Consider the following 21,671-nt stretch of genomic DNA (forward strand, 5'->3'; position numbering starts at 1 on the left):
GTGCTGCTGTGAACACCGTCTACATCGTGGACGCCGTGCGCACGCCGTTCGGCCGCCACGGCGGGGCGCTGGCCGGGATCCGGCCCGACGACCTGGCCGCCCACGTCGTACGGGCCGTCGCCGAGCGCAACGACGTGACCGCCCCCGACGAGGTCGTCCTGGGCAACGCCAACGGCGCGGGGGAGGAGAACCGCAACGTCGCCCGCATGGCCGCGCTCCTCGCCGGGCTGCCCGTGACCACGCCGGGCGCGACCGTGAACCGGCTGTGCGGCTCCGGGATGGAGGCCGTCATCCAGGCGTACCGCATGATCGCCCTGGGCGACGCCGGCACGGTGATCGCGGGCGGCGTGGAGTCGATGACCCGCGCCCCGTGGGTGCTGCCCAAGCCGGACCGCGCCTTCCCGGCGGGCGGGCAGGAGCTGGTCTCCACCACGCTCGGCTGGCGGCTGGTCAATCCCGCCATGCCCGCCGAGCACACCGTGCCGCTGGGCGAGGGCGCCGAGCTGATCGCGGACCTGCACGGCGTCGCCAGGGCGGAGCAGGACGCGTACGCGCTGGCCAGCCACCAGAAGGCGGCCAAGGCGTCGTTCGAGCGCGAGATCGTCCCCATCGCCGGCGTGACCAGGGACGAGGGCATCCGCGAGGACACCGGCCTCGACAAGCTGGCCCGGCTCAAGCCGGTCTTCCGCCCCGGTGGCACCGTCACCGCCGGCAACGCCTCGCCCCTCAACGACGGCGCGGCGGCGCTGCTGCTGACCGACGAGGCCGGGCTGCGCGGGCGCGAGCCGCTCGCGCGGATCACCGCGAGCGCCGCCAGCGCCCTGGAGCCCCGCTACTTCGGGCTCGGGCCGGTCGAAGCCTCGCGCAAGGCCCTGGCCAAGGCGGGCAGGACGTTCGGCGACCTGGCGACCGCCGAGCTGAACGAGGCGTTCGCCGCGCAGGTGCTCGGCTGCCTGGCCGAGCTGCCCGACCTCGACCCCGCCATCGTCAACCCCGACGGCGGCGCCATCGCCCTGGGCCACCCCCTCGGGGCCTCGGGCGCCCGCATCACCGGCGCCGTCGCCCACCGGCTGGCCGCCGCCGGCTCCGGCGTCGGGCTCGCGTCCCTCTGCATCGGCGTCGGCCAGGGCCTGGCCGTCGTCCTGGAAAGGTAACCGCACATGACCCCACCCCTCACCCAAGCCGACATCGACCGCGAGATCGCCGAGCTCCACCGGCGCGCCCCGGCCGGGGGCGACCGGCAGGCCGCCCAGGCCCTCCGCGACTTCGCCCCCTACCGCAGCAGCGTGCTGCGCCACCCCAAGCAGCCGCTCGTCGCGATCAAGGACCCGGAGGCCGGCGAGCTGACCGGCCCGGTCTTCGGGGTCACCGACGTCGCCCCGTTCGACTCCGACCTGACCAGGCAGCACCTCGGCGAGCCGCTCGGCGAGCGGATCACCGTGCAGGGACGGGTGCTGGACCGCGACGGGCGCCCCGTACGCGGGCAGCTGGTGGAGATCTGGCAGGCCAACGCCTCGGGCCGCTACCTGCACCAGCGCGACGACCACCCGGCGCCGCTCGACCCCAACTTCTCCGGCGTGGGCCGCTGCCTGACCGACGACGAGGGCGGCTACAAGTTCACCACGATCAAGCCGGGCGCCTACCCCTGGCGCAACCACGTCAACGCCTGGCGGCCGGCGCACATCCACTTCTCGGTGTTCGGCACGGCGTTCACGCAGCGGCTCGTCACGCAGATGTACTTCCCGAACGATCCGCTGTTCCCGTACGACCCGGTGCTCAACTCCGTCACGGACGAGCGGGCCAGGCAGCGGCTGATCTGCGCCTACGACCACGACCTGTCGGTGCCGGAGTGGACGCTCGGCTACCGGTGGGACATCGTGCTGGACGGCCCCGCCGCGACGTGGATGGAGGAGGGCCGATGAACCCCACCCCCTCCCAGACCGTCGGCCCCTTCTACGGCTACGCCCTGCCGATCCCCCGCGGCGGCGACCTCGCCGACGGCGGGATCACCGTCCACGGGTACGTCTACGACGGCGCCGGCGACCGCGTGCCCGACGCGCTGCTGGAGTTCTGGCAGGCCGACCCGTCCGGAAGCCTCAAGGGCGCGCCCGGCACCCTCCGGCGCGACCAGGTGAGCGGCGAGCTGCTCGGCCGGCACGGCGTCGACTTCACCGGGTTCGGCCGGGTGTCCACCGATGCCGACGGCCACTGGACGCTGCGCACGCTCGTGCCGGGCACCGGCTACATCAGCGTCTGCGTGTTCGCCCGCGGCCTGCTCCACCACCTCTACACCCGCATCTACCTCGGCCGCGACGCCTTCCTCGACTCGCTGCCGCCCGAGCGGGCGCGGACGCTGGTGCCCGTGGAGGAGCGGGAGGGCGTCCACCGGTTCGACATCCACCTGCAGGGCGAGAACGAGACCGTCTTCATCGACTTCGGCTGAGCCGCCCCGCCTTCCGGGGGTGCGGCGGCAGGCGTGGCGGTGGCGCCGGCGGGCAGATACGCGACGTGCCGTCTGCTCGCGTCGCCCGGCCGGTGATGTACCACCGCTGGTCGGACATCACCTTCATTCATTGGCGCTACCCGCCCGACCTGCTCCGGCGCCTGGTGCCCGGCCGCCTCACCGTCGAGACCTACGACGGGGCGGCCTGGGTGGGGCTGACCCCGTTCCTCATGGAAGGGGTGCGGGTGTCCGGCCTGCCCGCCGTGCCGGGCCTGTCCAGGTTCCCGGAGACGAACGTGCGCACCTACGTGCGTGACGACCGCGGGCGCAGCGGGATCTGGTTCTTCTCCCTGGACGCCGGTCGCCTCGCCGCCGCGCTCGCGGGCCGCGCGCTCTACGGGCTGCCGTACTTCTGGTCCGACATGTCGGTACGTTCCGACGGCGCCCACACCAGCTACCGGTGCCGCCGGCGCCGGCCGGGGCACGGCCGGGCGTGGTGCGACGCCGACGTGACGGCGGGGCTGCCCCTGGAGAAGGGCGAGCGCGACGGCATCGCCGAGTTCCTCACCGCGCGATTCCTGCTGTTCACCCGCGTGGCGGGCCGGCCGGCCCGGGCACCGGTGGAGCACCCGCCGTGGCCCCTGCGCCGTGCCGAGCTGACCCGCCTCGACCAGTGCCTGCTGCAGGCCGCCGGGCTGCCCGCCCCCTCCGGGCCGCCCCTCGTGCACGCCTCGCCCGGCGTCCCCGTACGCGTGGGGCGGTGGCGCTGGTGACCGCCGCGGCTCCCGTACGGGTCGGGCGGTGGCGTCGGTGACCGCCGCGGGTCACGTACGGGCGAGCGAGGGGAGCGACTCGACCGGCGGGTTGAGCCGCGCGAAGCCCTCCTGGCGCCGGTACGGGAAGTACGGGTACGGCGCCGTGGTCGCGCCGGCCGCGTCCAGCCGCGCCACCTGATCGGCGGTCAGGCTCCAGCCGATCGCGCCCAGGTTCTCCCGCAGCTGCGCCTCGTCGCGGGCGCCGACGATGACCGACGAGACGGTCGGGCGGTGCAGCAGCCAGTTCAGCGCGATCTGCGGCACCGACCGGCCGGTCTCGGCCGCGATCTCGTCCAGGGCGTCCACCACCGTGTACAGGTGCTCGTCGGCCACTGGAGGCCCGAAGGCCGCGGTCTTGTGCAGGCGGCTGCCCGGGGGGATGGGCAGGCCACGGCGGACGCGGCCGGTCAGCCGGCCCCAGCCGAGGGGACTCCACACCACCGCGCCGACCCCCTGGTCGAGGCCGAGCGGCATCAGCTCCCACTCGTAGTCGCGCCCGACCAGCGAGTAGTACACCTGGTGCGCCACGTAACGCGGGTAGCCGTAGCGCTCGGCCACGGCCAGCGACTTCATGAGCTGCCAGCCGGAGAAGTTGGAGACGCCCACGTACCGCAGCTTGCCCGCCCTGACCAGGTCGTCGAGCGTGGACAGCACCTCCTCCACCGGGGTCGCCGCGTCGAAGGCGTGCAACTGGAAGAGGTCGATGTGCTCCGTGCCGAGCCGGCGCAGCGCGTCGTCGACCACCTTGATCAGCCGGGGCCGCGAGGTGCCCGCGTCGCCGGGGCCGTCACCCGTGGGCAGCCCGGCCTTGGTGGAGATGAGCGCGCGGTCGCGGCGCCCCTTGAGCGCCTGGCCGAGCACCTCCTCGGAGGCGCCGTCGGAGTAGACGTCCGCGGTGTCGAACATGGTGACCCCGGCGTCCAGGGCGATGTCCACCAGCCGCCGCGCCTGCGCCATGTCGGTGTCGCCCCACGCGCCGAACAGCTCGCCCTTGCCCGCGAAGGTCCCGGCGCCGAAGCTCAACGCCGGCACCTTCAGCCCGGACGCCCCCAACTGCCGATATTCCATGACAAGTCACCCCTTAATGGGTCATAAGTTCCCTTAAAGGAGACCATAGCACACCTAACGGGAAGACTGTTTCATTTGCAAGCGGGGTGGGGGAGGTACGGCCCCGCCGGATAAGGCGGGTGAAAAGGCGCTGCCCGGGCGATGCACCGTCCTGTTCAGGTGGTCGTACCACCAGAGGGACGGTCGCCCGGGCAGCGGCGGCTCCTCGCGAGGGGCGAGGAGCCCGGGGTCACAGGGGGTTACGCCTCGACGCCCGCCTCCTTGGCGGCGCGGTCGATGGCGGCCAGCTCGTCGTCGGTGAAGTCGAGCCGGTCGACAGCGGCCACGTTCGCCTCCAGCTGCTCGGGGCTGGAGGCGCCGACGAGCACGGAGGTGACGCGCGGATCCCTGAGCGCCCAGGCCAGGGAGAGCTGCGCGACCGTCTGGCCGCGCGAGGCGGCCAGCTCGGACAGCTCCCGCACGAACGCCAGCACCTGCGGCGTCACCCGGTCGGGCGTCAGGAAGCGTCCCTCGGCCGCCCGCGAGTCGGCGGGGATGCCGTCGAGGTAGCGGTCGGTCAGCAGGCCCTGGGCCAGCGGCGAGTACACCACGCAGCCGACGCCCTCCTGCTCCAGCACGCCGAGCAGGTCCTGCTCGATCCACCGGTTGAGCAGGGAGTAGGACGGCTGGTGGATCAGCAGCGGGGTGCCGAGCTCGCGCAGCAGCCGGGCGGCCTCCGCGGTGCGCTCGGGCGAGAAGTTGGACAGGCCCACGTAGAGCGTGCGCCCCGTGCGGACCATGTGGTCCAGCGTGGCCACCTGCTCCTCCAGGGGCGTCTCGTCGTCGTCGCGGTGCAGGTAGAAGATGTCCACGTTGTCGAGGCCGAGCCGGGCCAGCGAGCGGTCGAGCGTGGCGAGCAGGTGCTTGCGCGAGTTGCCCTTGCCGTACGGGCCGTCCCACATGGGGTTGCTGCCCTTGGTGGTGACGACCACCTCGTCGCGCAGCGAGCGCGGCAGCAGCCGGTTGAACGTCGACTCCGCGGCCCCGAGCGGCGGGCCGTAGCGGTCGGCGATGTCGAAATGGGTGATGCCGAGGTCGAGGGCCTTGTGGAAGATCGCCCGCTGGCTGTCGAGCGACTTGCCCCCGCCGAAGTTGTGCCACAGGCCGAGCGACACGGCGGGGAGGAGCAGCCCGCTGCGGCCACACCTTCTGTACGGCTGACGTTCGTATGTGATCTTGACGTCGTCCAAGGATGACCTTCCTGCGATTTCGGATGAACGTGTTCTACGCCAGGAAAAGATGACAAAGATGGGCAGCATTGACCATAGCGCCAGCGCCGTCATCCGGCCGTATCGGGGCGGAGCCCCGCGGCGCACCCGGAACAGGTAGAACGGGCGTGTGAGTTTCGGCGTGCGGGAGTTCGAGCTGTCCTTGATGCACCGGATGCGCGACCTCAACGCCGCGCGGGTGGAGGACGCGCTGCGTGACATGGGCGCGTCCAGGGCGGAGCTGCGTGCGGCGCACGCCCGGTGGACGCGGATGCTGCACTCGCCGAGACCGCCCAGGAACCTGCGGCGGCTGCTCGGCCCTCCCTCCTACGCCGGCACGACCGCCGTGGGAAGCCTGACCTGCCGGGTGTCCCGCTGGGCGCTGCCCTCCTGGCCGGGGCTGGAGTTCGAGGTGCTGGCCGGGCCCGGCGGCGAGGTGTGGAACCAGTGGTTCGTCCGCCCGTCGGGCCCCAGGGCGCTGGCCTTCGGCGACGTGGAGCCCTGGAGCTGCGTCGTGGGCGACGTCGGCGCGAGCTTCCCCGGCGCGGTCCACCTGGAGGGCCAGGCCCCGCACCACTGGGCGGTCGACGTCCCGCACGAGGGCGCGACGTACCGGGTCCTGTTCGTCTACGGCCTGTGCCAGCGCGTCGAGGCCCGCTGATCGCGCCCGACCGGCATGATGGTGGTGCGCACGCCTTCGCCCGGGGCGTCGCCGTGCCCGGGCCGCCCCCCCACCAGAAAGGCTCACCGCCATGCGCGCCACAGCGCCCCGCGTCCTCGCCGCCGCGATCATCGCCATCCTCTCGCTCGGGGCGCCGTCCCCGGCCCTGGCCGCGGACTCCGGGGCGGGCGCCTGCCTGCCGGAGGCGACGGTCTGCCAGGAGATCCGGGGCGTCCCCGGCGACTACCGCTACTGGTTCAGGATCCAGCCCGCGCCCACCACGGCGGCCCTCTCGTTCACCGTCAACGACGTGCCCACCGGCGGCTCCGTGTCCACGGCCGTCGTCGGAACGGCGCTCGAAGGGGAGTTCATCCCCGCCGTGGTGCTGGTGGCCGGTGACACGGTGTGCATGCGCGTCAGCGGCTTCGTCGGCGAGTACTGCGCCACCACTCCCTAGCCGGCAGTTCTTTACCGATCTGTACAGAATGCGCTAGCCTGCCGTCCATGGGCAGGCCACGTGAGTTCAGCGATCAGGCGGTCGTCGACGCCGCGATGGAGGTGTTCTGGGAGAAGGGGTACGAAGCGACCAGCACCCAGGACCTCTGCGAGCGCACCGGGCTGGGCCGGGGCAGCCTCTACAACGCCTTCGGCAGCAAGCACCGCCTGTACGAGGAGGCGATCCGCCGCTACGCCGCCACCAGGGCGGAGGCGCAGCTGGAGCTGCTGGCCACGGCCGGCTCGGTGCGCGAGCGGCTCAGGGATCTCATGCTCGGCGTGATCGACGCCGACCTGGCCGACCCGGGCCGGCGCGGCTGCCTGGCGCTCAACGCCGCCACCGAGGCGGGCGGGCGCACCGAGGGGGTCGCGGGGCTGGTGCGCCGCCAGTTCGCCGACCTGGAGCAGGCGCTGTGCCGGCTGATCGCGATCGGGCAGAGCACCGGAGAGCTGCCCGCCGGGCGGCCGCCGCTCCAGGTGGCGCGGGCGTTCCAGAGCGCCTACTACGGGCTGCGCGTGCTCGCCAAGGTCACCGACGACAGGAACGCCCTCCTGGACGTCGTCGAGGGCGCCGTCGCGGCCCTCTGAACCTCCGTCCACGGCCTTCGGGCCGTTTTTTCTGCCCTGATTTTGTACTGATCTGTAAAGAAAGAGGTTTCCATGAGAACGGGCGCCCTTGTGCCGTCGCTGATGCTCTGCGTGTTCGGGATCACGACGGGCGAGTTCGTCATCGCCGGCATCCTCCCGGACGTGGCCGGCGACCTCGCCGTCTCGATCCCGGCCGCCGGGCTGCTGGTCACGGCGTACGCGATCGGGATGATCGTCGGAGGCCCCGCGCTGACGGCGCTCACCGCCCGCTTCCCGCGCAAGCCGCTCATCCTGGTCCTGCTCGGCGTCACCATCGCCGGGAACCTGGCCTCCGCGCTCGCGCCCGCGTACGGCGTGCTCTTCGCCGCCAGGATCGTCACGGCGCTGGTGACCTCCACGTTCTTCGCGAACGCCGTCGTCATCGCGGTGTCCGCCGCCGCCCCCGGCAGGCAGGCGTCCACCGTCTCCAAGCTCGTCTTCGGCATGAACCTGTCCATGATCCTCGGCGCCCCCCTGGGCACCCTCATCGGCGACCAGTACGGGTGGCGGGCCACGTTCCTGGCGATCGCGGCGTGCTGCGCGGCCGGGCTGGCGCTCGTGTCGCGGCAGGTGCCGGACGCGCGCTCGGGCTCGGGCTCGGCGGCGGGCTCGGGGGCGGCGACCTCGGCCGTGGCCGAGCTGCGCGTCCTCCGCAACCGAGACGTGCGGCTGGCCATCGCGGTCACGGCCGTGGGCAACGCCGGGCCGCTCATGGTGTTCACGTTCTTCGCGCCGCTGGTCACCGGCGTCACGGGCTTCCCGGGCGCGGCGGTGGCGGTCCTGCTGCTGGTGTACGGGGTGGGTGCGGCGGCCGGGAACTTCGCCGGCGGCCGGCTGTCGGACCTGGCGCCGATGCGCTCCCAGCTCGGGCTGCTGGGCCTGCTGGCTGCGGCGCTCGTGCTCATGTGGGCGGTCAGCGGCAGCCCGGCGGCCACGGCCGTCATGGTGTTCGTGCTCGGCGCGGCCGGGTTCTCGGTCATCCCCGGCATGCAGGCGCGCGTCCTCGCCGCCGCCTCGGCCGCGCCGACGCTGGCCATGGCGGTGAACGCGTCGGCCTACCAGCTCGCCGCCGCCTTCGCCGCCTGGCTCGGCGGGCGGGTCATCGACGGCGGGCTCGGGCTGCGCTCGGTCTACGTCGTGGCGGCGGCGGTCACGCTGGCGGGCATCGCGGTCAGCGCGTACGCCTGGCGCCGCTCCCGCGTACCGTCGGCGGCCTGACCTCGCCGGCCGGTCGAAGGCGGCGCGGGGCGATCGCCGTGCCGGGTGCCCACCCCGCAGGTCTCCGCACCGGGGACCGCCGTTCACGCCTCCGCCGATCCGTCCGGGGAGCCGGGGGAGCGGGGCAGGAGGCGGCGCTGCTCCTCCTCCACCACCAGCCGGGCCAGCGCCTGCTCCGACACGTCCACCGCCTCGGCCGCCGACTCCGCCAGGTCGCTGCGGCGGGCGTACGCGTCGAAGAGCCGCGACTTGCGCGCCAGGATGTCCAGCAGGCGCTGGTCCACCGAGTCCACCGAGAGGAGCCGGTGCACCTGCACCCGGCGCACCTGCCCCATCCGGTGCAGCCGCCCGACCGCCTGCGCCTCCATGCTGGGCTTGAGCTGCGGCTCGCACAGGATCACGACGGACGCGGCCTGGAGGTTGAGGCCCACCCCGCCCGCCTGCACCTGGCTGAGCAGCACCGCGTGCCCCCTCGCCGCCGCGAACTCGTCCACCATCCGCTGCCGGCGCTCCGCGCTCACGCCGCCCGCGATCGGCCCGTGCGCCCGGCCGTCCAGCGCCGCCTCGACGGCGGCGAGCACGGCACGGAAGTAGGAGAACACCACCACCTTGAGCCCGTTCGCGGCGGCGTCCTCCACGAGTTCGAGCAGGCGCTTGAGCTTGGCCGAGGTGGCGGGCTCGGCGTACGCGGCGCGGCGCATGGCCATGAAGTCGCCCTTCGCGACGGCCCGCCGGTAGGCGGCGAAGTCGGCGCCGCTGAACTCCACCCACTCGTCCGCGTCCATGCGGTCGGGCAGCTCCGCCAGCACGTCCTCCTGGTTGCGCCGCAGGTAGACGGGCGCCACCGCCTTGCGGAAGGACCGCGCCCCGGCCACGACGTCGCTGGTGCGCAGGGCGGCGGCCAGGTCGGGACGCAGGTAGGAGACCAGCACCCGGAACTCCTCCACCCGGTTCTCCATCGGTGTGCCCGTCAGGAAGAGCACCCGCCGCGTGCGCCCGCACCACGAGGCGACCGCCTTCGAGCGCTTCGCCTCCGGATTCTTCACGTAATGAGCCTCGTCCACCACGAGCATCCCGAGCTCGACGGCCGGGTCTAACCGGTGCAGGCTGTCCAGGGTGGCGACGGCGACGCCGCCGTGGCGTACCCAGTCGTCCCGGGCCAGGAGACGGCCCGGCCCGTGCAGCGGGTAGGCGCGCAGGGCGCTGCGCGACTCCACCTCGCGCACCCAGTTGATCAGCACGCTCGTGGGGCAGGCCACCAGGAAGTGCGTCTCCCCGAGCGACCTGAGGTGCGCCAGCGCGGCGATGGCCTCGATCGACTTGCCCAGCCCCATCTCGTCGCCGATGATCACGCGTTCCTGTGCGAGCGCGAAACGGGCGCCGAACGCCTGGTAGCCGCGGAGCGACACCCGCCGGTGGGCGTCGTCGAGCGGCTGCGCGCGCACCTTCGCCGCCAGGTCGTCGGGCAGGCCGGGGATCTCCGTCGCGAGCGGCTCGCCGGCCAGCTCGGCGAGCAGGCCGAAGTACTCGGGGGAGCGGGACTCGAAGTCCGCCCACGCCTCGAAGTCCCGCGCGGGCGGGCGCAGCAGGTCGGCGGTGGCCTGGGCGAGCAGCAGCCGCGTCTCGCGGGCGCCGTCGAGCAGGACGGAGATCTCCTCCACGGCCTCGCGGGCCAGCCGCCGCCGCGACGGCAGCGTGAACGCCATCCGCAGCCGGCTGCGCGCGGGCCGCGCCCGCACCAGCAGCGGCGCCAGCCGCCCGTCCAGGTCGCGGGCGGCGTCGAGCGCGCGCGGCAGATCCGGCCCGGCGGCCACGAGGCGGTGCAGCGCCACCACGAGCCGCGTGGTCAGGGGAGTGGGCTGCTCGACGTCGATGCGGATGCTCGCCGCCTCGGCGGCGGCCCGCTCGATCTGCCGGGCGGCGGCGTGGATCTGCGCGGCCGTGCGCGCCCCGATCCCGGGCGATAATTGCAGCTCGTACGGCGACGCCTCCAGCACCTGCAGGACCGTGGCGTAACCGGCCTTCTCCAGCGTGCCGACGCGCAACCGCCCGTCGCTGACGTCGCGCAGCCGGGAGACGGGCACCGAGCCGAGCCCCGCCCTGGCCGCGTCGGTGCGCAGCGCGTCGAGGGCCTCACCGGCCTGGCCGCGCACGGCGCCGTGCTCGGCGAGCAGCGCCCGCGCGTCGGCGAGAAGGCGGTCCGCGTCACGGAAATCCACCACACCAAGCATGCCGTACGCCTACGACATCGCCACTACGGCTACCCCAGCCTTCCGGAGACGCGGTGCGGCACAGTGGCATCAGCGCCTCACCCGCCGGTGCGTGCCGGGGCAGCAGCCACCTCAGAGTTCAGCCGCCGGGAGAGCCACGAGCCGGCCGGTCGCGTTGCCAGGAGTGGGCAGGTCGCGTTGCCACGAGCCGGCCGGTCGCGCCGGCAGAGGTCAGCCGTTCGCGGTGAGCAGCGACAACATCGTCGTCACCAGCACCGGCTCGACCTCTACAGCACCCAGCCGCCCCGCCTCGCGCTCCTGCGCGGCGCTGTGGATGATCGAGAAGAACGTCGTCACGAGCCAGCCCAGCGGCAGGTCGGTGCGGAAGTCGCCCTCGTGCCGCCCGCGCGCGATGAGCCGCTCCACCCGCCGCAACGGGGCCTCGTGGTGCTCCCTGATCCGTTCCGTGGGCAGCACCCGGTCGGCGGCCAGGAACAGGCGGCGGTGCCGGTCGAGCACCTCCCACGACGAGCGCAGGAGCCGCGCCATGGCCTCCGGCGCCGGCTCCGTGTCCAGCGAGTCGTCGGCCAGCACCGCGTCGGCGACGCCGACCGCGTGGTCGAGCACCGCGTCGACCAGCGCCTCCCGAGACGGGAAGTGCCCGTAAAGGGTCACCCTGCCCACTCCGGCCGCCTTGGCGATGTCGGCCACGCTGGCCGTGGGGTCGGCGCTCAACAGGCGCATGCCCGCTTCGAGGATCGCGGCGATGTTACGCTCGGCGTCCGCGCGCCGCGCCGGAACGGGCTGTCGTGCCGCGGTCTTGGCCATGGAACCACCCTACGACGCTCACCCGCTCGTCCACGCTCGCCGGCGCCTGTCGGCTGCCGAGCGCCCAGGCCGCCAGCCGCCGCCCACTCGCCGGCCCGCGTCCGTCGGCCGCCCGCGCCGACCGGCACAGCGAACCGAGGCCCCCGCACGGGACCGGAGCCGCCCTGACAGGAGCCCGGGCCGCGCGCGTCAGATCTCCAGGACGTGGTCCAGGAGCGACTGCAGCGTGACCGCGCCCACCAGCCGCCCGGCGTCCACCACGGCCACCAGCGGGCTGCGCGTACGCGCCATCAACGCGGCCATCTCCAGCACGGTCGCCTTCATGTCGGCCACCGGCAGCTCGCGGGGCTGCTCGGGCAGGCACTCCCGCACCGTCCTGCCTCCGAGCTGCCGGAGGAAAAGGTCGGCGTGAGCCTCGTCCACCACCCGGGCCAGCGCCGGGTCGTCCCTGCAGTACGCCGGGACGGCCAGCCGCAGCACCTGCGTGCCGGGCAGGATCGTGAGGGGACGTCTCTCCTGGTCGACCAGGATGAGCCCCGGCAGGTCCTGCTCGGCCAGCAGCCTGGCCGCCTCCAGCGCCGGGGTGTCCATCGTGACCGTCGGGAACTCGACGGCGAGATCGCGTGCGCGCATCAGTGCCCTCCGCGGCCCAGCCTACTTCGCCGGCGCGCCCCTTTTGCGGGAATTCTCCGAGCGAGCCTCCTCGCCGGCCACCCGCCACGGCGGCCCGGCCCCACGGGGTGGTCGAGCGAGTCGGTGGCGGGTGGCCGGCGAGGGCGTCGATGGCGGGGGCGGGACGCGGCGGTGGGTGGTGCGCCCGTAACGCGGAACCCGGCATCCGGACATACGGGACGGGGCCAGAGCGGCGTCAAGAACGCGTGGTTTTCGTGTCAAGCAGGCGTAGGGGCGCTGGCATCATGAGGGCCTGTTACGGTAGTGCGCGGTGCGCCGGGAAGTCTGGTCGGCAGGCGCTGCCGGGCGGAGTTCGACGGGGGAGGCATTCCGATGCGCGTCCTGCGCACTGTGGACCGATGATGAGCATGATGCCCCTGTTCCTGACCCGTTTCAGGCACCCCGCACAGGTCGTGGTCGCCGGCTTCGGGCTGGCCATCGCGCTGGGCACGGTGCTCCTGGCCCTGCCCGTGTCCATCGCGGACGGCGCCTCCGCGGACTGGCTGGTGGCGCTGTTCACCGCCACCTCGGCCGTGTGCGTCACCGGGCTGGTGATCGTCGACACCGAGTCGCACTGGTCGGTGTTCGGCGAGGTGGTGATCGCCGGACTGGTGCAGGTGGGCGGGCTGGGCATCATGACCATGGCCACCGTCTTCACCCTGCTCGTCTCCGGGCGGCTGGGCCTGCGGGCCAGGATCGCCGCTCAAACGGAGACCAAGACGCTGAGCATGAGCGACGTGCGCCGCGTCGTCCTCAAGGTGGTGATGTTCAGCCTCGTCTGCGAGGCCGTCACCGCCTCCGTGCTCACCGCCCGCTTCATGATCGGGTACGGCGAGCCGTTCGCCCGAGCCACCTACCTCGGCGCGTTCCACGCGGTCGCCGCCTTCAACAACAGCGGCTTCGCCCTCTGGCCCGACAGCATCATGCGGTTCGTCTCCGACCCGTGGATCATGCTGACGATCGCGATCGCGGTCATCGTCGGCGGTCTGGGCTTCCCCGTGGTGTTCGAGCTGGCCCGCTCCTGGCGGCATCCGAGACGGTGGTCGGTGCTGACCAGGATCACCGTGAGCGTGACCGTGACGCTGCTGGTGCTGGGCACGCTCGTCTTCCTGATGACCGAGTGGCGCAACCCGAGGACGCTGGGCGCGCTCGACGATCCCGGCAAGCTGCTCGCGGCGTTCTTCACCGCCGTCATGCCGCGCTCGGCCGGGTTCAACGCCCTCGACGTCTCCCAGATGTACCCGTCGAGCTGGCTGGCCACCGACGTGCTGATGTTCATCGGGGGCGGCAGCGCGGGCACCGCGGGCGGGCTCAAGGTCACCACGCTGGGGCTGCTGGCGTTCGTCGTGTGGGCCGAGATGCGCGGCGAGAGCCGGGTCAACATCGGCCACCGCCGCCTCCCCGAGGCCACCCAGCGCCAGGCCGTCACGATCACGGTGCTGAGCGTCGGGCTGGTCGCCCTGTCCACGTACGTGCTGCTCGCCCTCACCCCGCACGGCCTCGACCAGGTGCTGTTCGAGGTGGTGGCGGCGTTCGGCACGGCCGGGCTGTCCACCGGCATCACCGCGAGCCTCGGCACGGCCGGCCACCTGCTGATCGCGGTGCTCATGTTCATCGGCCGGATCGGCCCCCTCACCATGGGCTCCGCGCTGGCGCTCAACCGGCGTGCCCGCCACTACGAGCTACCCGAGGAGCGAGTCATCGTTGGCTGAGTACAAAGGCGACCCCGTCGTCATCATCGGTCTCGGCCGGTTCGGCACGTCGCTGGCGCTGGAGCTGACCCGGCGCGGCACCGAGGTCCTGGCCATCGACAGCCGGCCCAAGATCACGCAGGGTCTCGCGGGGCGGATCACCCAGATCGCGACCGCCGACGCCACCGACATGGAGGCCCTGCGCCAGCTCGGCGTGCCCGACTTCTACCAGGCCGTCGTGGCCGTCGGCAGCGACATCGAGGCCAGCATCCTGACCACGTCGCTGCTGGTCGAGCTGGAGATCAACGACATCTGGGCCAAGGCGATCAGCACCCAGCACGGCCGCATCCTGAGCCGCATCGGCGCCCACCACGTGGTCTTCCCCGAGCACGACATGGGCGAGCGGGTGGCCCACCTGGTCAGCGGGCGCATGCTCGACTACATGCAGGTGGACGAGAACTTCGCGCTGGCCAAGACCAGCCCGCCCAAGGAATACGTCGGCATCCCGCTCGGCGAGTCCAACCTGCGCCGCAAATACGGTGTCACGATCGTGGCCGTCAAGCCGCCCGGCGAGGAGTTCACCTACGCCACCGCCGACACCGAGCTGTCCTACGGCGACGTGGTACTGGTCTCCGGCCGCACGGAGGCGGTCGAGCGCTTCGCCGAGCTGCCCTGACCCCCGCGGCCCCGTTTAATGAGAAGGATTCGAGGTCGTACGGGCGTAGTGTGCGGGCATGTCCGACGCACTCCCCATGACCGTCGATGAGGCCGTCGCCGCCGAGCAGTCCGGCCGGCGGCTCAAGTACCTGTACTTCTGGGGCCACCAGCCGGCCCGCGACGGGCGCCCCGGGGCCGGCTGCCTCAGCCAGTGGTGGCCGGTCACCTTCACGGAGGACGGCCACACGTACACCTCGGCCGAGCACTACATGATGGCGCACAAGGCGTGGCTGTTCGGGGACGAGGGGAGCGCGGGCAAGATCCTCCAGGCCGGTCACCCGGGTGAGGCCAAGTCGCTCGGCCGGACGGTGCGCGGCTTCGACCAGGCGGCGTGGGAGGCGCGGCGCTTCGAGATCGTCGTACGCGGGAACGTCGCCAAGTTCGGAGCCCACGAGGACCTGGCGGAGTTCCTCGCGGGCACGTCGGGCCGGGTCCTGGTGGAGGCCAGCCCCGTGGACCGGGTGTGGGGCATCGGCCTGGCGGCCTCGGACGAGCGGGCCGCGTCCCCGGCGACGTGGCGCGGCGCCAACCTGCTCGGCTTCGCGCTGATGGCCGCCCGCGACACCCTCGACCGGCGGAGCCGGCTGGAAACCTGACCGCCGCCCGGCCGGCGGCGTCCGGTGGGACGTCCAGGGCGGCCGGGACATCTTCGGCGGGCGATGTCCGGTGGGACGTCCACGGCGGATGCGACCCTCGGCGGGGACGCAGGGTGGGACGTCCAGGGCGGCCGGCGACGTCTTCGGCAGGCGTTGTCCGGTGAGACGTCTTCGGTGGGTGCGACGCCCTCGGTCGGCAGTGTCAGGAGGGGAAGCGTAGGTAGCTGGGCGGCACGTGGCCGGTCAGCCACACCCCGTTGGCGCTGACGTGGAACACGTGCCCGTCGGCGTGCATCGCGCCGGACGCCACCACCAGCACCACGGGGACGCCCCGCCGTCCTCCCACCCGCGTCGCGGTCGCCCGGTCGGGGGACAGGTGCACGTGGTGCCGGTTCATCGGCCGCAGCCCCTCCGCCCTGATGGCCGTCACGAACCGGCCCACCGTGCCGTGATAGAGCACCTCGGGCGGCTCGGCGGCGGGCAGGGCGAGATCCACCGGCACCGAGTGCCCCTGGCTGGCCCGGATCCGGCCGTCCTCGATCGCGTACCGCCGCTTGTCGTTGGACTCGACGACCTCCCGCAGCTCCGCAGGCGTGATCGGGAACCCGTGCTCGGCGGCGGCCCGCAGCAGCTCGTCGACCGGCACCCAGCCGTGGGCGTCGAGGGTGAGCCCGATGCGTCCCGGGTCGTGCCTGAGGTGCCGGGCCAGATACTTGGAAACGCGCACCATGCGCCGCTCGTCCATCCCCGCCATCATCCCGCCCCCGTCAACCGGGTTTCGGCCGGGCGCCGGGCCGTCCCCGGGTGTCGCAGCCCGTCCGTGACGCCGGACGAAGTTACCTTGGGCCAGGGGAAGTCCTCGCCGGGGGAAGGACGGGACACACACATGACGCACACCGACGACTTCGTACTGGACGTCACCAGGATCCGCGACCAGGTGCGGCAGAAGATGGAGGAGGGCCCGATCACCGGCACCTTCGGGCATGACCCGCAGAAGGTCATCCAGGTGCTCAACGACGTGATCGCGACCGAGGTGGTCTGCTGGCTCAGGTACACCAGGCACGCCATCTCGGCCAAGGGCATCGACCGGGCGCAGGTGTCGGACGAGTTCACCGAGCACGCCAAGGAGGAGCTCCAGCACGCGCTGCGGGCGGCCGAGCGCGTCAGCCAGCTCGGCGGCGAGCCGGACTTCGACCCCGCCAGCCTCGTGCAGCGCTCCCACACCGACTACCAGGTCCCCGAGGACACGGACCTGCGGGCGCTGCTGGAGGCCAACCTGTGGGCCGAGCGCATCGTCATCTCCACCTACCAGGAGATCATCCGCTGGCTGGGGGAGGGTGACCCCACGACGCGGCGGCTCATGGAGTCGATCCTGGAAGAGGAGGAGGAGCACGCCGACGACCTGACCGACCTGCTCGGCGTCTGACCGCGCCCCCGCCCTGAGGCCCCCGCCCTGAGGCCCCCGCCCTGAGGCTCCCGCCCTTAGGCGTCGGTCCGGATGGTCCGCTCTCGGGGCGCCGGTCCTGGGGCGCCGGTCCTGGGGCGCCGCTCCCGGGGCGCCGGTCCCGGGGCGCCGGTCCTGGGGCGCCGCTCCCGGGGTGCGGTCCCGGGGCGTCGGTCCAGGGGCGCCGGTCAGGGGTCGGTGTCGAGGGACAGCTGCAGGCGGCGGGCCAGGCCGGTGTTCCGGCGGTGGCCCAGCCGGTGGACCGCCAGCTCCAGCGCCTCCCGCTGCCCCACCAGCACCACCCACGCCTTGGCCCGGGTCACCAGCGTGTAGAGGAGCTTGCGGCGCAGCATGATCCCGCCCGACTCCGCCACGATCGGCGCCACCACGAACGGGTATTCGCTGCCCTGGGACCGGTGCACGCTGATCGCGTAGGCGTGGGTCAGGTCGTCGAGCTCGTCGAAGCCGTAGCGCACGCTCTCGCCGTCGTCGGTGAGGATCTCGATCTGGCGCTCCTCCGGCACGACCGAGGTGACCGTGCCGGTCTCGCCGTTGAAGACCCCTTTGTCGTAGTTGTTGCGGATCGGCATGACCCGGTCGCCCACCCGGAACACCGACGCGCCGTACCAGTGCTCCGGCTTGTCGTCGGCGGCGGGGTTGAGCTGGTCCTGGATGAGCCGCCCGAGCGCCGTGGCGCCCGTCTCGCCCCTGCGCATCGGGCACAGCACCTGCACCTGGCCGGGCTCGACGCCCTGCTTGCGGGGGATCGCCACCATCGCCAGGTGGGCCACCCGCCGGGCGACCTGCGCGGGATCGTCGAGCTCCTCGAACCAGAACCCGCCGCCCGCCGTGCGCACCGGCAGCCGGCCGGCGCGGATGCGGTGGGCGGCGTCGATGATGCCGCTGCCGCCCGCCTGCCGGAAGACGTGGGTGAGCCGCACGCGGGGGACGGCCTCGGCGCGCAGCAGGTCGGCCAGCACGTCGCCGGGCCCGATGCTGGGCAGCTGGTCGCTGTCGCCGATGAGGAGCAGGTGGCTGCCGGACGGCACGGCCGCGGTCAGCCGGGTGGCGAGGTGCAGGTCGAGCATGGACGCCTCGTCGACCACGATCAGGTCGGCCTGCGAGGGCCGCTCGTCGAACAGCGTCTCGGGGTCGGGGTCGGGCTGCTGGGCGAGCATCCGGTGCACGGTCATGGCGGGCAGCCCGGTCAGCTCGGACAGCCGCTTGGCCGCCTTGCCCGTGGGCGCCGTCAGCGTGACCGTGCCGCCCGCGGCCCTGACCGTGGTGGCGATGGCCTTCACCGTGTGGCTCTTGCCGCATCCCGGACCGCCGGTGATGACCGAGACGGTGCAGGTCAGCGCCATGTTGACGGCGGCGCGCTGGTCGTCGTGGAGCCCCGGGTCGTCGGGGAAGGAGCGCAGGGGGAGGGTGGAGCGGGCGCTCATGAGCCGGGTGATCTGCTCGGTCAGCGCCACCTCCCGGGCGTGCACGTGCTTGGCGTAGACGACCACGGCCCCGCTCCCGTACGGCGCCCCAGCCCCGGCCCCGGCCCCGTGCGGTGCGTTCAGCCGGTCGGGGGCGGTCTCCACGACCAGGCGGCGGTCGGCGACCAGCGCGTCGATCATCGGCCGCACCAGCTCCTGGTCCTGCTCGATCAGCTCCGCCGTCTCCCTGACCAGCGCGGACAGCGGCACGTAGCAGTGACCGTCGCGGCTGCCGGCCGCGTCCAGGCGGTCGAGCAGCGCCGCCTTGACCCGCTGCGGGCTGCGCTCGGGCACCCCGGACTGCAGCGCGATGCGGTCGGCGACGCGGAACGCGATGCCGCGCACCCGACCGATCAGGCGGTAGGGGTCGGTGGCCAGGACCTCGTCGGCGTCCTGACCGAACACCTGGTAGATCTTGGCCGCCAGCAGCGGGCTGACCCCGAGCCCCTGGAGCGTCACCATCAGCGCGGCGATGGCCTTCTGCTCCTGCCACGCCTGGACGATCTGGCCCTGCCGCTGCGGCCCGATGTTGACGACCTCGGTGAGCCGCTCGGGCTCGCTGTCGATCACCTTGAGCGTGGCCTCGCCGAAGTGGTCGACGATCGCGTACGCCAGCCGCGGCCCGATCCCCCTGACCAGCCCCGACCCGAGATAGATGCGGATGGCCCGCACCGACGAGGGCGTGACCCGCTCGCACCCGCTCACCGCGAAGCGGCGGCCGTGGCGCGGATGCCGGCCCCACTCGCCGAACAGCCGCAGCGTCTCGCCCGGCTGCACCCCGGCCAGCGCCCGCCCGGTGGCCACGAAGCCGGGCTCGCCGTCGGCGCTCATGCGCGCGACGGTGTAAGCGTCCTCCCGGACGTAGACGAGCTGCTCGACCGACGCCTCCACACGAGAGATCCAACCACCCGCCACCGACAAACGGTCACATGGCGGTCGGGTACGTCTCCGGCTCGGCGTCCCCCCACGGCTCCCCGTGCAGCGGATGCACCGCCTTGGCCGCGTTCAGCCAGAGGAACGCGTCGTATCGGCGGCCCATGACGGTGGGCACGTAGTTGCCCCAGCGCTCCCGCTCCGGGCTGTAGACCACGCCGATCGCCCGGTGCCCCATCGGCTCGTCGTAGAAGCCGGGTCTGGTCCCCTCGGCCGGGACCACGAACAGGGCCTGCGGCTCGGCGACGGCCTCGTGCAGCAGCGCCTCCAGCGACGCGGGCCGCGCGGGAGGCACCCGCATGACGTGGTGCTGCCCGCCCCACCGGTCGGCGGCCACCACGGACCCGTGATGGCTGCCGAAGCCCACGAGCACGGCGTCGGAGCCGTACCGCTCCCGGACGAGCTGCCCGAGGGTGGTCATGCCGGCGGCGGCCATGTCGGTGGCGCGGGCGTCGCCGATGTGCGTGTTGTGCGCCCACACCACACCCTTCGCCCCCTGCCCGGGATCCTGCCCGGGATCCTGCCTGGGACCGCGCCCGTGGAAGGCGGAGAGCCGGGCGAGGGTGTCGGCCATGTGCACGTCCCTGACGTTCCAGGAGTCGGGGCCGCCGCGCACCATGGCCCGGTAGTAGCGCTCGGCACCGGCCACGACCTCGGCGTTCTGCCGGGCGCTGAAGCCCGGCTCGTCGCCGGGGGCGGCCTGCGGGATGGAGGTGAGCAGGCCGATCACCTCGTCCTCGCAGGTCTCCGGGACCAGCCGGGTGGCCAGGCCGTACTGCTGGGGGTCGTGGCCGTACGCCTCGAAGCAGTAGAGGGCGTCCATGACCGGGTCCATCTCGCGCGGCAGTCGGGCGGCGGCGTAGCGGCGCACCGCGCGCAGCGACTCCCACAGGCTGTATACGTCCAGGCCGTGGAAGCCGCAGCGCTCGTCCGGCGGGAAGCCTGCGTTCCAGCGCCGCAGCCACCGGCAGAACTCCACGACCTCGTGGTTGGCCCACATGAACGTCGGCCAGCGCCGGAACGCGTACAGGGCCTCGAAGGGATCGGTGTCGCCGGTCACGGCCCGGTGCACCCGTTCGCAGTCGGGCCAGTCGCCCTCGACCCCGACGAACCCGAATCCCTTCTCGGCGATCAGCCGGCGGGTCAGCTCCGCCCGCCAGGCGTAGAAGTCGTGCGTGCCGTGGCTGGCCTCGCCGATCAGCACGAATCTGGCCTCGCCCACGCGGTCGAGCAGCGGGTCGAGGTCCCCCGGGCCGGTCAGCGGCAGGGCCGACCGGCGCACCTCGTCGAGAACCGTCATGCGTCCTCCTCCGCGAGCATCCGCAGGCATTCACGGGCCAGCTGCAGCTCCTCGCGCACCTGGACCACCATGACGGGCACGGCCGCGTCGTACGCGCTGACCGGGCCGTCGTCGTGGCGGTTGCCCAGCTCGGGAGGCTCGATGCCGAGCAGGCCCAGCCGGGCGCAGACGGCGTGGCGCACCTCGGGCTGGTCCCAGCCGATCTCCCCCGTGAAGACCAGCGCGTCGATCCGCCCCAGCGAGGTGGCCGCCGCGGCGATCTCCCTGCTGACCCGGTGCGCGAACACGTCCAGCGCCAGCCCCGCCGCCGCGTTCCCCTTCTCCTGGGCGGCCACCAGGTCGCGCGTGTCGCCCGACAGGCCGTCGGAGAGCCCGAGCAGGCCGGAGCGGCGTTCCAGACCGTCGGACAGCTCCTCCAGCGTCAGGCGGCCCGTGGACAGCAGCCACACCAGCATCCCCGGATCCACGCTGCCCGAGCGCGAGCTCATGGGCAGCCCGTCCAGCGGCGTGAACCCCATCGAGGTGTCCAGGCTGCGCCCGCCCGACACCGCGCACACCGAGCAGCCGCCGCCCAGGTGCGCCAGCACGAGGTCCAGGTCGGCCAGCGGCTTGCCGATCAGCTCGGCCGCCCGGTCGGCCGCCCACGCGTACGACAGGCCGTGGAAGCCGTAGCGGCGCAGGCCGAAGCGCTCGCGCCAGGGCCGTGGCAGCGCGTAGAGCGCGGCCGGCTCCGGCAGGCCGGCGTGGAAGGCCGTGTCGGGACAGAGCACGTGTGGTACGGCGGGCAGCTCCGCGCGGGCGGCCTCCAGCAGCGCCAGCGCGGGCGGCAGGTGCAGCGGGGCCAGGCTCGTCAGGTCGCGCAGCGCCGCCGCCGTCTCGTCGTCGGCCACGACCGGGCCGCGTACGAGGTCTCCGCCGTGCACCAGGCGGTGCGCCACGGCGCGGATGTCGCGGTCGAAGTGCCCGCCGAGGAACGCCGACAGCTCCTCCCTGGCCGAGCCGGGCTCCATGGCCCGTTCGGCGCGCGCGCTGTCCAGCACGCTGCCGCCCTCCACGAGGTCGAGGCGGAGGCTCGACGAGCCCGCGTTGACGGTGAGCACCGCCGCCGACTCCGTCACCTGCTCGTCGATCGCCTGCTCGTGGATCGCCCGGTTCATGCCCGCTCGGCTACCCCCCGACATCGCCACAAAACGGACGAAACGCTGGGGCTCCCGCTTTACCG

General features: G+C 73.2%; 21 protein-coding genes. 12 read left to right on the forward strand and 9 right to left on the reverse strand.

The window, feature by feature from the left end:
- Positions 1–8: 8 nt before the first annotated feature.
- The 4 genes from FH608_RS37850 to FH608_RS37865 all read left to right on the forward strand — a co-directional run bounded on the left by FH608_RS37850 (position 9) and on the right by FH608_RS37865 (position 3,216).
- Positions 9–1,154, forward strand: coding sequence for a thiolase family protein (locus FH608_RS37850; protein WP_193318851.1), 1,146 nt, complete (start codon positions 9–11; stop codon positions 1,152–1,154).
- Between the two features lie 6 nt (positions 1,155–1,160).
- Positions 1,161–1,922 carry a protocatechuate 3,4-dioxygenase subunit beta gene (gene pcaH / locus FH608_RS37855; RefSeq protein ID WP_139635210.1) on the forward strand — a complete coding sequence of 254 codons (762 nt, stop codon included), beginning with the start codon at positions 1,161–1,163 and terminating at the stop codon, positions 1,920–1,922.
- A complete protein-coding gene (locus tag FH608_RS37860) occupies positions 1,919–2,443 on the forward strand; it encodes a dioxygenase family protein (RefSeq protein ID WP_139635211.1) in 525 nt (174 codons plus the stop codon). Before pcaH ends, FH608_RS37860 begins: the two co-directional genes overlap by 4 nt.
- A gap of 65 nt (positions 2,444–2,508) precedes the next feature.
- Positions 2,509–3,216, forward strand: coding sequence for a YqjF family protein (locus FH608_RS37865; protein WP_226900252.1), 708 nt, complete (start codon positions 2,509–2,511; stop codon positions 3,214–3,216).
- 51 nt (positions 3,217–3,267) lie between these two features.
- Here the strand turns inward: FH608_RS37865 and FH608_RS37870 are convergent, their stop codons facing one another.
- Both FH608_RS37870 and FH608_RS37875 read right to left on the reverse strand, forming a co-directional pair.
- Positions 3,268–4,326 carry an aldo/keto reductase gene (locus FH608_RS37870; protein WP_139635212.1) on the reverse strand — a complete coding sequence of 353 codons (1,059 nt, stop codon included), beginning with the start codon at positions 4,324–4,326 and terminating at the stop codon, positions 3,268–3,270.
- A 239-nt stretch (positions 4,327–4,565) separates the two neighbouring features.
- Complete coding sequence (locus tag FH608_RS37875; RefSeq protein ID WP_226900253.1) at positions 4,566–5,555, reverse strand: aldo/keto reductase; 990 nt, start codon at positions 5,553–5,555, stop codon at positions 4,566–4,568.
- A 148-nt stretch (positions 5,556–5,703) separates the two neighbouring features.
- Between FH608_RS37875 and FH608_RS37880 the strand changes: the two genes are divergently transcribed.
- From FH608_RS37880 to FH608_RS37895, 4 genes are all read left to right on the forward strand, one after another.
- Complete coding sequence (locus tag FH608_RS37880) at positions 5,704–6,234, forward strand: hypothetical protein (protein WP_139635213.1); 531 nt, start codon at positions 5,704–5,706, stop codon at positions 6,232–6,234.
- Between the two features lie 91 nt (positions 6,235–6,325).
- Complete coding sequence (locus FH608_RS37885; protein WP_139635214.1) at positions 6,326–6,691, forward strand: hypothetical protein; 366 nt, start codon at positions 6,326–6,328, stop codon at positions 6,689–6,691.
- 47 nt (positions 6,692–6,738) lie between these two features.
- Positions 6,739–7,317 carry a TetR/AcrR family transcriptional regulator gene (locus tag FH608_RS37890; RefSeq protein WP_139635215.1) on the forward strand — a complete coding sequence of 193 codons (579 nt, stop codon included), beginning with the start codon at positions 6,739–6,741 and terminating at the stop codon, positions 7,315–7,317.
- Between the two features lie 72 nt (positions 7,318–7,389).
- On the forward strand, positions 7,390–8,574 hold the full coding sequence (locus FH608_RS37895; protein WP_139635216.1) for an MFS transporter: 1,185 nt from the start codon (positions 7,390–7,392) through the stop codon (positions 8,572–8,574).
- Positions 8,575–8,657: 83 nt separating this feature from the next.
- Here FH608_RS37895 and FH608_RS37900 read toward each other — a convergent pair whose 3' ends face one another.
- The 3 genes from FH608_RS37900 to FH608_RS37910 form a co-directional block, all read right to left on the reverse strand.
- The gene (locus FH608_RS37900; protein WP_226900254.1) at positions 8,658–10,793 is read right to left on the reverse strand and encodes a DEAD/DEAH box helicase; all 2,136 of its coding nucleotides are present in this window, start codon (positions 10,791–10,793) and stop codon (positions 8,658–8,660) included.
- Positions 10,794–11,015: 222 nt separating this feature from the next.
- A complete protein-coding gene (locus tag FH608_RS37905) occupies positions 11,016–11,612 on the reverse strand; it encodes a TetR/AcrR family transcriptional regulator (protein WP_139635218.1) in 597 nt (198 codons plus the stop codon).
- Positions 11,613–11,801: 189 nt separating this feature from the next.
- Entirely contained in the window at positions 11,802–12,245 is a 444-nt protein-coding gene (locus tag FH608_RS37910; protein ID WP_139635219.1) for a CBS domain-containing protein, read from the reverse strand.
- Between the two features lie 398 nt (positions 12,246–12,643).
- On the opposite strand from FH608_RS37910, the gene FH608_RS37915 reads away from it, so the two are divergent.
- The 3 genes from FH608_RS37915 to FH608_RS37925 are packed head-to-tail and all read left to right on the forward strand — an operon-like array spanning position 12,644 to position 15,288.
- Entirely contained in the window at positions 12,644–13,996 is a 1,353-nt protein-coding gene (locus FH608_RS37915) for a TrkH family potassium uptake protein (RefSeq protein ID WP_139635220.1), read from the forward strand.
- Positions 13,989–14,651, forward strand: a complete 663-nt coding sequence (locus tag FH608_RS37920; RefSeq protein ID WP_139635221.1) for a potassium channel family protein — start codon at positions 13,989–13,991, stop codon at positions 14,649–14,651. The genes FH608_RS37915 and FH608_RS37920 overlap by 8 nt, the downstream gene beginning before the upstream one ends.
- 58 nt (positions 14,652–14,709) lie before the next feature.
- Positions 14,710–15,288 (forward strand): NADAR family protein, encoded by a 579-nt coding sequence (locus FH608_RS37925; RefSeq protein ID WP_139635222.1) that lies wholly within the window; start codon positions 14,710–14,712, stop codon positions 15,286–15,288.
- A 202-nt stretch (positions 15,289–15,490) separates the two neighbouring features.
- Here the strand turns inward: FH608_RS37925 and FH608_RS37930 are convergent, their stop codons facing one another.
- Positions 15,491–16,033, reverse strand: coding sequence for an RNA 2'-phosphotransferase (locus FH608_RS37930; protein ID WP_139635223.1), 543 nt, complete (start codon positions 16,031–16,033; stop codon positions 15,491–15,493).
- Between the two features lie 141 nt (positions 16,034–16,174).
- Here FH608_RS37930 and FH608_RS37935 point away from each other — a divergent pair, with 141 nt between their 5' ends.
- Positions 16,175–16,714 carry a DUF892 family protein gene (locus FH608_RS37935; RefSeq protein WP_139635224.1) on the forward strand — a complete coding sequence of 180 codons (540 nt, stop codon included), beginning with the start codon at positions 16,175–16,177 and terminating at the stop codon, positions 16,712–16,714.
- Between the two features lie 206 nt (positions 16,715–16,920).
- On the opposite strand, the gene recD2 is transcribed toward FH608_RS37935, so the two are convergent.
- Genes recD2 through FH608_RS37950 form a run of 3 tightly spaced genes read right to left on the reverse strand, consistent with a single transcriptional unit; the run spans position 16,921 to position 21,606 of the window.
- Entirely contained in the window at positions 16,921–19,107 is a 2,187-nt protein-coding gene (gene recD2, locus FH608_RS37940) for an SF1B family DNA helicase RecD2 (RefSeq protein WP_139635225.1), read from the reverse strand.
- Between the two features lie 34 nt (positions 19,108–19,141).
- Positions 19,142–20,449 carry an erythromycin esterase family protein gene (locus FH608_RS37945; RefSeq protein ID WP_139635226.1) on the reverse strand — a complete coding sequence of 436 codons (1,308 nt, stop codon included), beginning with the start codon at positions 20,447–20,449 and terminating at the stop codon, positions 19,142–19,144.
- Positions 20,446–21,606: an acetate/propionate family kinase gene (locus tag FH608_RS37950; RefSeq protein ID WP_139635227.1), complete on the reverse strand. Its 1,161-nt coding sequence runs from the start codon at positions 21,604–21,606 to the stop codon at positions 20,446–20,448. Before FH608_RS37950 ends, FH608_RS37945 begins: the two co-directional genes overlap by 4 nt.
- Positions 21,607–21,671: the final 65 nt, after the last annotated feature.

It is taken from the genome of Nonomuraea phyllanthi (genome assembly GCF_006334985.2).
Taxonomy (GTDB): Bacteria; Actinomycetota; Actinomycetes; order Streptosporangiales; family Streptosporangiaceae; genus Nonomuraea; species Nonomuraea phyllanthi.